The 11,629-nt window shown below is 66.9% G+C and carries 12 protein-coding genes; 7 read left to right on the top strand and 5 right to left on the bottom strand.

The window, feature by feature from the left end:
• Window positions 1–107: 107 nt before the first annotated feature.
• Entirely contained in the window at window positions 108–584 is a 477-nt protein-coding gene (locus tag SGR02S_RS12065; protein ID WP_067109955.1) for an RNA pyrophosphohydrolase, read from the bottom strand.
• Entirely contained in the window at window positions 581–1,522 is a 942-nt protein-coding gene (locus SGR02S_RS12060; protein ID WP_067109953.1) for an alpha/beta hydrolase, read from the bottom strand. The genes SGR02S_RS12065 and SGR02S_RS12060 overlap by 4 nt, the downstream gene beginning before the upstream one ends.
• A gap of 193 nt (window positions 1,523–1,715) precedes the next feature.
• Here SGR02S_RS12060 and SGR02S_RS12055 point away from each other — a divergent pair, with 193 nt between their 5' ends.
• From SGR02S_RS12055 to SGR02S_RS12040, 4 genes are all read left to right on the top strand, one after another.
• Window positions 1,716–3,578, top strand: coding sequence for a 2-oxoacid:acceptor oxidoreductase subunit alpha (locus tag SGR02S_RS12055; RefSeq protein ID WP_067109950.1), 1,863 nt, complete (start codon window positions 1,716–1,718; stop codon window positions 3,576–3,578).
• A 33-nt stretch (window positions 3,579–3,611) separates the two neighbouring features.
• Window positions 3,612–4,649, top strand: coding sequence for a 2-oxoacid:ferredoxin oxidoreductase subunit beta (locus SGR02S_RS12050; protein WP_067109946.1), 1,038 nt, complete (start codon window positions 3,612–3,614; stop codon window positions 4,647–4,649).
• Between the two features lie 89 nt (window positions 4,650–4,738).
• The gene (locus SGR02S_RS12045) at window positions 4,739–6,019 is read left to right on the top strand and encodes an SAM-dependent methyltransferase (protein ID WP_067109944.1); all 1,281 of its coding nucleotides are present in this window, start codon (window positions 4,739–4,741) and stop codon (window positions 6,017–6,019) included.
• Window positions 6,020–6,059: 40 nt separating this feature from the next.
• Window positions 6,060–7,217, top strand: coding sequence for a serine hydrolase domain-containing protein (locus tag SGR02S_RS12040; protein WP_067109941.1), 1,158 nt, complete (start codon window positions 6,060–6,062; stop codon window positions 7,215–7,217).
• Between the two features lie 202 nt (window positions 7,218–7,419).
• Here SGR02S_RS12040 and SGR02S_RS12035 read toward each other — a convergent pair whose 3' ends face one another.
• The 3 genes from SGR02S_RS12035 to purF all read right to left on the bottom strand — a co-directional run bounded on the left by SGR02S_RS12035 (window position 7,420) and on the right by purF (window position 10,068).
• A complete protein-coding gene (locus tag SGR02S_RS12035; RefSeq protein ID WP_067109938.1) occupies window positions 7,420–7,806 on the bottom strand; it encodes a hypothetical protein in 387 nt (128 codons plus the stop codon).
• A 65-nt stretch (window positions 7,807–7,871) separates the two neighbouring features.
• Window positions 7,872–8,606 (bottom strand): SDR family NAD(P)-dependent oxidoreductase, encoded by a 735-nt coding sequence (locus SGR02S_RS12030; protein ID WP_067109934.1) that lies wholly within the window; start codon window positions 8,604–8,606, stop codon window positions 7,872–7,874.
• A gap of 4 nt (window positions 8,607–8,610) precedes the next feature.
• Window positions 8,611–10,068, bottom strand: coding sequence for an amidophosphoribosyltransferase (gene purF, locus SGR02S_RS12025; RefSeq protein WP_067109931.1), 1,458 nt, complete (start codon window positions 10,066–10,068; stop codon window positions 8,611–8,613).
• Window positions 10,069–10,213: 145 nt separating this feature from the next.
• Between purF and hisI the strand changes: the two genes are divergently transcribed.
• The 3 genes from hisI (at window position 10,214) to SGR02S_RS12010 (ending at window position 11,627) form a co-directional block, all read left to right on the top strand.
• Window positions 10,214–10,594 carry a phosphoribosyl-AMP cyclohydrolase gene (gene hisI / locus SGR02S_RS12020; protein WP_067109928.1) on the top strand — a complete coding sequence of 127 codons (381 nt, stop codon included), beginning with the start codon at window positions 10,214–10,216 and terminating at the stop codon, window positions 10,592–10,594.
• The gene (locus SGR02S_RS12015; protein WP_067109926.1) at window positions 10,575–11,129 is read left to right on the top strand and encodes a hypothetical protein; all 555 of its coding nucleotides are present in this window, start codon (window positions 10,575–10,577) and stop codon (window positions 11,127–11,129) included. Before hisI ends, SGR02S_RS12015 begins: the two co-directional genes overlap by 20 nt.
• A gap of 66 nt (window positions 11,130–11,195) precedes the next feature.
• Entirely contained in the window at window positions 11,196–11,627 is a 432-nt protein-coding gene (locus tag SGR02S_RS12010) for a MerR family transcriptional regulator (RefSeq protein ID WP_067109923.1), read from the top strand.
• The last annotated feature ends 2 nt before the right edge of the window (window positions 11,628–11,629 follow it).

Raw genomic sequence — 11,629 nt, 5'->3', positions numbered from 1 at the left:
GGCTTTCGCCGGGGAACAGACCTTATCTGCCTGATGGGTGCATATAGGCCAAGCAAGCTCAGGATGAGGAAAAGAGAAACCGCGCCGAAACCGTATCCCCACAGAATCTAAACGAGCGGGCGGAACTCCTCGACCACCGCGCGATAGAGCGCGCGCTTGAACGGGACGATCAGCCTTTCGAGCTCGTCGAGCTCGGCCCAGCGCCACGCGCGGAATTCCTGATGAGGGGTGACGATATGGACGTCGGCATCCTCGCCCATGAAGCGCATCAGGAACCAGTTCTGGCGCTGCCCGCGATAGCGGCCGCCCCACACCGTGCCGATCAGATCGTCGGGAAGGTCGTAGAGATGCTCGGTCCGGCTGCGCGCGATGATGTCGACCAGCCCCGCGTGGACGCCCGTTTCCTCCTCGAGCTCGCGCAGCGCCGCGGCTTCGGCATCCTCGCCGGGGTCGATGCCGCCCTGCGGCATCTGCCAGGCGTCGGCGCTCGAATCGATCCGCTGGCCGACGAAGATGCGGCCGGTCCGATTGGCCAGCATCACCCCCGCGCAGGGGCGATAGGGCAGGGCGCCGGCGTCGCTCATGCCGTCTGTTCGGCCACGATCGCCTTGAGGACGGTCAGGTTGCCGCGAATATCGTCCCTGGCGCTCGGAACGCCCTGCGAAAGGCAGATATAGCCGTGGATGGTGCCCGCCGCCTCGCGATAGGTCGTGGGCACGCCCGCCTCGATCAGCTTGGCGGCATAGGCACGGCCCTGGTCGCGCAGCGGGTCGAGGCCCGCGGTGACGAGCAGCGTCGGCGGCAGGCCTTCGGCAGGGAAGTTCAGCGGCGCGGCGCGGTAATCGTCCTCGACCCACTGATACTGGTCGCCGAACCAGGTCATGCCGGCTTCGGTCAGCAAATGGCCTTCCTTGAAATCGCGGTAGCTCTGCCAGTCGTTGTGGGTCGACACGGCCGGATAGATGGGATGGATGGCGATCACCGGTTTCGACGCCGGCCGATCGCGCAGCGACAGCGCCGTGACGATGGTCAGGTTGCCGCCCGCGCTGTCGCCCGACAGGACCAGGCCGGTGCAGGGAAAATTGTCGGCGACCCAGCGCGTCGCGGCTTCGCAATCCTCGGGCGCGGCGGGGAAGGGGTGTTCCGGAGCCAGGCGGTAATCGACCGCGATCACCGGCATGTCGAGGATACGCGCCGCCTCCGCGCAATAGGGATCGTGGGTTTCGAGATCGCCGATCACGAAGCCACCGCCATGATAGAAGACCATCACCGGCCCCGCTTCGCGGTCGGGGCGGTCGTCGTAGATGCGGATCGGAATCGCGCCCGCCGGCCCCGGGATGGTGCGATCCTCGACCTTGGCGATGGCGCCGCGCGGGACGTCGGCAAGCTGCCCCATCGCGCGCATCATCCCGCGCGCGCCCTCCGGCGGCAGCTCCTCCATCTTCGGGCCCTCCTGCGCGTTCAGGAAGGCGAGAAAACCCGCCACATCGGGGCGGACATAGGGGGTGGTGCCGTCGGTCATCCTGTCGATCCCTTGCTGTTGTCTGCGCAAGCTATTCGGCATCGCCGCGGATAATTCAATGGCATTTGACAACTGGTTTTGGAATGGCGGGTGCGCGGCTGCTTGGCCGCCGACAATTTTTTCTCAATTGCGGCTTGGCGCGGACGAGCCTAGGCCGAATCACGGTTCGCAGGTTTTGAAGGCAGAAGATAGAATGGCGACAGCGGTAGCGGACGAGGCGGCAGCACCCGAGTCCTCCCTTTCCGATGCGGTGGTGGTGCGTTTCGCGGGCGACTCGGGCGACGGCATGCAGCTCACCGGGGGGCAGTTCACGCTTTCGACCGCGCTGGCCGGAAACGATCTGGCGACCTTCCCCGACTTTCCCGCCGAAATCCGCGCGCCGCAGGGCACGCTATTCGGCGTTTCGGCTTTCCAGATCAATTTCGGGTCGAGCGAGATCACGACCGCGGGCGACGCGCCCGACGTGCTCGTCGCGATGAACCCCGCGGCGCTCAAGACCAATGTCCCCCAGCTCAAGCCCGGCGGGCTGATCATCGCCGACGAGGGCGAGTTCAACGACCGCAACCTCGCCAAGGCGAAATATGACGCGAACCCGCTCGAGGACGGCAGCCTCGCCAAGTGGCAGCTCCTCAAGCTCAACATCAGCCAGGCGACGATGGACGCGGTCAAGCCCTTCGGGCTCGGCAACAAGGAAGCGCTGCGCTGCAAGAACATGTGGACGCTGGGGCTGGCGCTCTGGATGTTCGACCGCGACCGCCAGCCGCTGATCGAATGGCTGAAGGCGAAGTTCGCCAAGGACCCCAATCTCGCCGACGCCAATATCGCGGCGCTCAATGCGGGCCACGCCTTCGGCGAGACGGCCGAGCTGTCGGGGCCGCTCAAGCAGCATCACGTCGCGCCGGCGCCCGTCGCACCGGGCCTCTATCGCACGCTGACGGGGGCCGAGGCGATCGCGCTCGGCCTCGTTGCGGGCGCGCAGCTTGCGAAGCTGCCGATGTTCTTCGGGGGCTATCCGATCACGCCTGCGTCGGCGATCCTCCACCATCTGTCGCGGCTCAAGGAATATGACGTCACGACCTTTCAGGCCGAGGACGAAATCGCCGCCATCTGCTCGGCGATCGGTGCCAGCTATGGCGGTTCGCTCGGCGTGACCAGTTCGTCGGGGCCGGGTATCGCGCTCAAGGGCGAGGCGATGGGGCTCGCGATCATGACCGAGCTGCCGCTGGTCATCGTCAATTCGCAGCGCGGCGGCCCCTCGACCGGCCTGCCGACCAAGACCGAGCAATCCGACCTCTATCAGGCGGTCTATGGCCGCAACGGCGACGCGCCGATGCCGGTGATCGCCGCGCGCTCGCCGGGCGACGCCTTCGAATGCGCGATCGAGGCGTGCCGCATCGCGACGCAATATATGACGCCGGTGATGCTGCTGACCGACGGCTACATCGCCAATGCCGCCGAACCGTGGAAGGTCCCCGACCTGACCGCTTACGAGGCGTTCCCGGTCGAGTTCCTGACCGAAGTTCCGGAGGGCGGATTCAAGCCCTATGGCCGCGACGAAAAGCTGGCGCGCCCGTGGGTGAAGCCGGGAACGCCCGGCCTGCTCCATCGCATCGGCGGGATCGAGAAGGAGGTCGACACCGGCCACCTCAACTATCAGCCCGCCAACCATCAGGCGATGACCGACCTGCGCAAGACGAAGATCGACGGGGTCAAGGTTCCCGACCAGATCGTCGAACTCGGCGCCGAGGGCGGCCGGCTCGCGGTCGTCGGCTGGGGATCGACCTATGGCCCGATCCACCAGGCGGTGCGCCGCAAGCGCGCCGAAGGGGCGGACGTCAGCCACATCCATATCCGCCACATCTGGCCGTTGCCCGCCAATCTGGGCGCGCTGCTCAAGAGCTACGACCGGGTCATCGTGCCGGAGATGAACACGGGCCAGCTCAAGACGGTGCTCCGCGACCAGTATCTGGTCGACGCGAAACCGGTGAACAAGGTGTCGGGCCAGCCCTTCCGCATCGCCGAGATCGAAGCCGCCATCGAGGAGGCGCTGGGCTGACGCGAAAGCGTTGTTGCCCCGAGAGGAAACAGCATGAACGAGATGACCACCATCGCCCGCACCACGACGCTCAAGGACTGGGAAACCGACCAGGAGGTTCGCTGGTGCCCCGGCTGCGGCGACTATGCGATCCTGAAGGCGGTGCAGCGCACGCTGCCCGACATCGGCGCGGTGCCGGAGAATACGGTGTTCATCAGCGGCATCGGCTGTTCGTCGCGCTTTCCCTATTATGTCGAAAGCTATGGCTTCCACACGATCCACGGCCGCGCGCCGGCGTTCGCGACGGGGCTGAAGCTCGCCAATCCGGACCTCGACGTGTGGATCATCACCGGCGACGGCGACGGGCTGTCGATCGGCGGCAACCACACGATGCACGTCATCCGCCGCAATCTCGACTGCCAGATCATGCTGTTCAACAACGAGATCTATGGCCTGACCAAGGGGCAATATTCGCCGACGAGCCGCGTCGGGACGAACAGCCCCTCGACCCCCTTCGGTTCGATCGACCGCCCGGCGCAGCCCTGTGCCTTCGCGCTCGGCGCGGGAGCGCGCTTCGTCGCGCGCGGCTTCGACGTGTCGAAGGAACTGCCGAACGTGCTGAAGGCCGCGCACGCCCACAAGGGCGCCGCCTTTATCGAGATTTTCCAGAACTGTATCGTCTATAACAAGGACGTGTTCGAGGATTTCGCCGCGCCCAAGGGGGCGGAGGACCGCCAGCTCTGGCTGAAGCATGGCGAACCGATGCTGTTCGCCAAGGGCGCCAAGGGGATCGCGCTCGACCATGCGGCGCTGACGCTCAAGGTCGTCGACGTGGTCGACGGCGACTGGCAGGCGGCGGGGGTGATCGTCCACGACGTCACCAACCGCAGCGTCGCGCACATGCTGGTCGAAATGCGCTTCGGCGAGTTCCCGATGGCGCTCGGCGTCCTCTACGACGACCCGCGCCCGACCTTCGAGGCCGATGTCTGGCGCCAGAACGAGGCGGCCGCCGCGGGCAAGACGGCCGACCTCCAGGGGCTGCTCAAGAAGGGGCAGACCTGGACGGTGAAGGAAGGCGGACCCGACCTTTAGGTTCCGCCATGTACGGTGCCGGACCCTGACGTCATGGCGCCGCGCGACAGGCGATTGTCTTGCGCGCCGCTTTGCGGCACACAAGGTCTATGAACACGCATGTCAGGAAGGCGCGCGGCGAGAGGCTGCTGGGGGCGGAGCGTTCGTTCCGCTCCGGCGGGCTCGTGGCGCGACTGATCCGGCACGCGCCGGCCGCCTTCTTCCACCGCCAACTCGACCGCATCGACGCGGGGCTCGACCATGGCGCGATCGAGGGGCATCTGCCCGACGGCAGCGTCCGCATGCTGGGCGGCCGCGGCAAGGGACCGGTCGCGGTCGTCCATGTGCAGAGCTGGTCCGCGCTGGTGCGTCTCGCGCTCTCGGGCTCGGTGGGCTGGTATCGCGCATGGGATCGCGGTGAATGGTCGTCGGTCGACCCGGTGCCGCTGTTCGACCTGTTCATGCGCAACGCGGAATCGCTGGGCCGGGCGGCGCGCGCGCGCGGACCATGGCGCTGGATCAACCGAGCCGCGCATTTCCTCAACCGCAACAGCCGCAGCGGCGCGCGGCGCAACATCCTCGCGCATTACGATCTCGGCAATGATTTCTACCGCCTGTGGCTCGACGCCGGCCTGAACTATTCGAGCGCGCTGTTTGCCGACGCCGCGCAGACTCTGGAGGAGGCGCAGGCGACCAAGGTCGATGCGATCCTCGACCGGCTCGACCTGCGGTCGGGCAGCCGCCTGCTCGAGATCGGCTGCGGCTGGGGCGCGCTGGCCGAGCGCGCGGTCGAGCGGCACGACGTCCTCTACACCGGCATCACGCTGTCGCCGGCGCAGGCGGAGGTCGCCGCCGCGCGGCTCGCCGCGGTCGACCTGTCGGACCGCTCGCGCATCGCCCTGTGCGACTATCGCGACATGACCGGCGCGTTCGATGCGATCGCGAGCGTCGAGATGGTCGAGGCGGTGGGGCAGGCCTATTGGCCCGCCTATCTTGACACGATCGCGCGGCTGCTGCGGCCCGGGGGGAAGGCGGCGATCCAGTATATCGCGATCAACGACGCGCTGTTCGAGCGCTATGCCGCGAGCAGCGACTTCATCCAGGCCCACATCTTTCCCGGCGGCTGCCTGATCTCGGAAAGCCGCTTCCGGGCGCTCGCCGAAGCGCGCGGACTCGCGTGGCGCGACGTCCGGCGGTTCGGCGGCGACTATGCCGAAACGCTGCGCGAATGGCGCGCGCGCTTCGACGCGGCGGTCGGCGACGGGCGCCTGCCCGCCGGTTTCGACGACCGCTTCGTCGGCCTGTGGCGCTATTATCTGCAATATTGCGAGGGCGGTTTCCGTGGCGGCGGCATCGACGTCGCGCAGGTCACGCTCGAAAAGGCGGGCTGAAAAACAGGAAGAAGGGGAGACAGATTTGCGACGATTTGCAATGGCGGCGCTGCTTTGCGCCGCGGCGGCCGTGGGGAGTGCCCCCGCATCGGCCCAGACGACAACCCAATTGCCGGAGGATCTGAACGTGCTGTTTTGGAGCCAGGACCAGCGTGACCTCGCCTTTCGCACGATGGAGACGGTCCCGAAGGTGGTCGTCCACACGGTCGAGGCGGGCGGCCCGGTCCATCCGCTGCCGCAGGGCGCGCCGATCGACCTCGGCATCGACGTCGATGCCTATATGGCGGGGCAGCGCAACGCCGGGCTGATCATCGTCCAGGACGGGAAGATACGCCTCGAGAAATATGCGCTCGGCTATGCCCCCGATGGGCGCTGGACGAGTTTTTCGGTGGCTAAGAGCTTCACCTCGACGCTGGTCGGCGCCGCGGTGAAGGACGGCTTCATCAAGAGCCTCGACGACAAGGTCACCGCCTATATCCCGGGGCTGAAAGGTTCGGCCTATGACGACGTCAGTGTCCGCCAGTTGCTGACGATGACGTCGGGCGTCCAATGGAACGAGGATTATACCGATCCCAAATCCGACGTCGCGCAGTTCAACCTGCAACAGCCGGTGCCGGGTGAGGATATAACGGTCAGCTATATGAAGACCTTGCCGCGCGAAGCGCCCGCGGGGTCGAAGTGGGTCTACAAGACCGGCGAGACCAATCTGATCGGGGTGCTCGTATCGAGCGCGACCGGCAAGACGCTGTCCGCCTATCTGTCCGAAAAGGTCTGGCGGCCGTTCGGGATGGAGCAGAACGCCGTGTGGATGCTTGGCCCGACGGGGCACGAGATCAGCGGCTGCTGCCTGTCGGCGAGCCTGCGCGACTATGCGCGCTTCGGCGAGTTCATCCTCGGCGGCGGCGTCGCGGGCGGGCAGACGGTGCTGCCCGACGACTGGCTTGCCGCGGCGACGACGAAGCAGGCCGATATCGACATGCCGGGGCGCGGCTACGGCTATCAATGGTGGACCAACGACGACGGCAGCTTCGCCGCGCAGGGCATCTTCGGCCAGGGCATCTTCATCGACCCGAAGCGGCGGCTGGTGATCGCGTCGAACGGCAACTGGCCGACCGCGACCGATCCCGAAGGCGTCGGCGCGTCGCGCGAGGCTTTCTACAAGGCGGCGCAGGCGGCGGTGGACGGGGAAGGCCAATAGTCATTCCGCGAAAATCACGTTGCCAGCGAAAACCGGGACCTTCATCGGCATCCCCGCGAAGGCGCGGATACTTCTCCGTCATTGCGAGCGGAGCGAAGCAATCCAGAGTGGCGTAAACCGCCCTGGATTGCTTCGCTCCGCTCGCAATGACGATTCCTTCCAAGGCGTCATGCTGTATTCCCGGCGCCCACCGGGCCGCGGATCAGGGCGCCGCGACGGCGGTGGCGCGCTGCGCGGCCCAGGCGGCGGCGATCGGGATCAGGATGCCGAGCAGTATGATCCACCAGGCGTCGGCGAGCGTGACCGCGCGATAGACGCCGGCGCCGATCACCGCGCCCGCGACGATCCATCCCGCGCCCGTGCCGCCCGACACGCGCATCGCGACCCAGCCGCCGGCGAAGGTGCCGACGAACCAGCCGACGAGCAGCGCGACGGTCGAACCGACCGGGATCAGCACTTCGCCGGTCTGCGGATCATAGACATCGGGCGACAATTCGCTGCCCGCATATTGGGCGAGCCAGATCAGCCCGAAGGCGATGACGATGCCGGTCACGGCCGCGATCGCCGAACGCAGGATGTTGCTGCTCATTCCCGATGCCTTTGCGAATTGGTCCTGTCGAGCAAGCCTGTTGCCACAGGAAAGCAAAGATCGCGTTAAGCCTCTTCCATCACCTTGGGAAGCGCATGATAGGCGGTGCTGTCGAAGCCCTCGACCATCAGCTGTGCGACATATTCGCCGACCGCCGCCGGGTCCTTGATGCTCTGCGGGTCCTCGCCGGGATAGGCGCGGGCGCGCATCTGGGTGCGCGTGCCGCCGGGGTCGAGGATCGCGGTGCGCACGGTCGAGATGTTGCGCATTTCGGCGCCATAGCAGGTCACCAGCGTCTCGAACGCCGCCTTGGACGCTGCATAGGCGCCCCAATAGGCACGCGGATTCCGCGCGACGCCGGTCGACAGCGCGAGCAGGCGGCCGTTCGCCGACCGCCGCAGCAACGGGTCGAAATTGGCGATCAGTGCCTGCTGTGCGATCAGGTTCAGCGTCAGCAGCCGGTTGAATTCCTTGCCGTCGATCGCGGCGACGGGGGTCAATGTGCCGAGCATCGCGGCGTTCATCACCAGCATGTCGATCTGCTGCCAGCGCTCGGCCATCGCGCTCGCCAGCCGCGCGATGCTGTCGCCGTCGGTCAGGTCGAGCGGCGCGATCGTCGCGCTGCCGCCCGCGGCATGGATGCGATCCTCCAGTTCCTCGAGCCCGCCCGCGGTGCGCGCGGTGATCACGACATGGGCGCCGCGCTGCGCGAGCGAATAGGCGATCGCCTCGCCGATGCCGCGGCTCGCGCCGGTGACGAGCGCGACCTGCCCCGCCAGTTCTTCGGATGTTTTGGTCATTTCGTCAGACAACCCGCTCGGCAAGCAGTGAAAATTGATCGTCCAGGCTGTTCTCGTCGAAGTCGGTCAGCGTGGTCGGATAATCGCCCGTGAAGCAGGCGTCGCAATATTGCGGGCAGGCATCGGTGCGCCGCGCTTCGCCGAGCGCGCGATACAGGCCGTCGATGGTCAGGAAGGCGAGGCTGTCGGCGTTGATGAAATTCGCCATCTGTCCGACCGTCATCTGCGCGGCGAGCAGCTTCGCGCGCTCGGGCGTGTCGACGCCATAGAAGCAGCTGTGCGAGGTCGGCGGGCTCGCGATGCGCATATGAACCTCGGCGGCGCCGGCATCGCGCATCATCTGCACGATCTTGAGGCTGGTGGTGCCGCGCACGATCGAATCGTCGATCAGCACGACCCGCTTGCCGTTGATCAGCGCCCGGTTGGCATTGTGCTTGAGCTTGACGCCGAGGTGGCGGACCTTGTCGCTCGGCTGGATGAAGGTGCGCCCGACATAGTGCGATCGGATGATGCCGAGTTCGAAGGGAATGCCCGATTCCTGCGCATAGCCGATCGCGGCGGGCGTGCCCGAATCGGGGACGGGGATGACGAGGTCGGCATCGACCGGATTCTCGCGCGCCAGTTCCGCGCCGATCGCCTTGCGCACCGAATAGACGCTCGTGCCGTCCACGATCGAGTCGGGACGCGAGAAATAGACATATTCGAAGATGCAGGGCCGCGCCGGATGGCTGGCGAAGGGGTGGTGCGAGATGAGTTCGCCGTCGCGTACGATCACCAGTTCGCCCGGTTCGACCGTGCGGACGAATTCGGCGCCGACCACGTCGAGCGCCACCGTTTCCGACGCGAAGATATAGGCGTCGTTCAGCCGGCCGATGACGAGCGGGCGGATGCCGAGCGGGTCGCGGCAGCCGATCATGCCTTCCGCGGTCAGCACGATCAGCGAATAGGCACCCTCGACCTGCTTCAGCGCGTCGATGAAGCGGTCGAGCAGGGTGCGATAGCTCGACGTGGCGACGAGGTGGATGATCACCTCCGTATCGCTGGTCGACTGGAAGATGGCACCGCGCCGAACGAGCTGTTTGCGCAGCGCCATGGCGTTGGAGATATTGCCGTTGTGCGCGATCGCGAAGCCGCCCGTGGCAAGCTCCGCGAACAGCGGCTGGACGTTGCGCAGCGCCGTCTCGCCCGTCGTCGAATAGCGGACATGGCCGATCGCGGCGGCGCCCGAAAGCTGGCGGATGATGTCGTCGCGGTCGAAATTGCCCGCGACATGGCCCATTGCGCGATGGGTATGGAAATCGCGGCCGTCGAAGGCGGTGATGCCGGCGGCTTCCTGTCCGCGATGCTGCAGCGCATGCAGGCCGAGCGCGGCTACCGCGGCGGCGCTGTCGGCGCCATGGATGCCAAAGACGCCGCACTCCTCGCGGAGCTTGTCGTCGTCGAAAGGATGGGTCGTCAGCATGTCAATCCGGGGGCAGGGGGGCTGGGACTGCCGCGCATATAGGAGCGGCAATGGCAAATGTCGCCCCCTCATTTCGCCTTCCGGTCGCCCGGACGTGCCGCGGTGGGGTGACAGCCCCGCCGATCCTGCTCTAAAGCGCCGTTTCATGGACCCGTCCCGCGATGCAACCGACCGTTTCCTGCCGCGCTTCGACGCCGCAGGCCTCCTGACCGCGATCGTCGTCGATGCCGATCGTTCGACCCTGCTGATGGTCGCGCATATGAACGAGGAAGCGATCGCGCGGACGCGCGCGACCGGACAGGCGCATTTCTGGTCGCGGTCGCGGCAGGCGCTCTGGCGCAAGGGCGAAACCTCGGGCAACGGGCTGACCGTCGTCGAGATGCGTGTCGATTGCGATCAGGACGCGCTGCTGCTTCGCGTGCGTCCGGCGGGACCCGCGTGCCACACCGGGCGCCGGTCGTGCTTCTATCGCCGGGTCGAGGTCGACGGCGGCCTGACCTTTCTGGATGACGATGCGCAGGGCTGACGGCCTGCTGTTCGGCGCGCTGGCGTTGCTTGCCGGATGCGGCTCGCCGCCGCCGGGGGACGGGGAGGGCGCGATCGACACGCGCAACCCGCTCGAACGGGCGGCGCGCGAACGCGGTATCGTCCGGGCCGAGGCGGGCGAGCCCGCCGGCGTGTTCGAGCGCGCCCACGATCTGGGCCGCGACGCGATGTGCGTGGTGCCCGACGGACCGGGGCGGTGGCGGTTTGCGCTGACCGCCGCCTTCGGTCCGGGCCTTTCCTGCACGACGAAGGGAACGCTCGTACGCGCGGCGGAAGGCGAGGGGCGGTGGCGCCTGTCGTTCGCCGGGACGCCGGGATGCGACGTGGCGGTGCGCGAGGAGGACGACGAGCTTGCCCTTCCCGGACGCCTGCCGCCGCAATGCGCCAACCTCTGCCCCGAGCGCGCGTCGCTCGCCGGCCTCCGCCTCCCGCGCGCGAGCTGGTCGGAAGAGGATGCGAGACGCTTGCAGATCGCCGGAAAAGACGGCAACAGGTTCCGGCCGTGCGATCGCTGACTCGCGGGCTTTCCACCCGACCTGCCGCCCTTGACGTTCACGTCAACGGAAACTAGTCTTGCCCGCATGACCGAAGAATACGGCCACGCCCATATCGACACGCCCGATCATCTGGGGCGTGAGCAATATAGCATTACCGATCTTTCCACCGAATTCGGCGTGACCGCGCGCGCGCTGCGCTTTTACGAGGACGAAGGACTCATCAGTCCGTCGCGCAAGGGATTGTCGCGCATCTATTCGAAGCGCGACCGCGCGCGGCTGGCGTGGATCTTGCGCGCCAAGCGCACCGGCTTCAGCCTCGCCGACATCCGCGAGATGATCGACCTCTACGATGTCGGCGACGGCCGCAGGCTGCAGCGGCAGGTGACGATCGAGAAATGCCAGGAGCGTATCTCGCTGTTGCGCCGTCAGCGTGACGATATCGACAGCGCGGTCGAGGAGTTGACGCGCTTCATCGATACGGTGAAAAAGGTCGATCAAGGCGAAAAGGCCGACTGAAA

Source organism: Sphingopyxis granuli NBRC 100800 (genome assembly GCF_001591045.1).
Taxonomy (GTDB): Bacteria; Pseudomonadota; Alphaproteobacteria; order Sphingomonadales; family Sphingomonadaceae; genus Sphingopyxis; species Sphingopyxis granuli.
The sequence above is the reverse complement of the archived record's forward strand: the minus strand, read 5'-3'. Positions and strand labels throughout refer to the sequence as shown.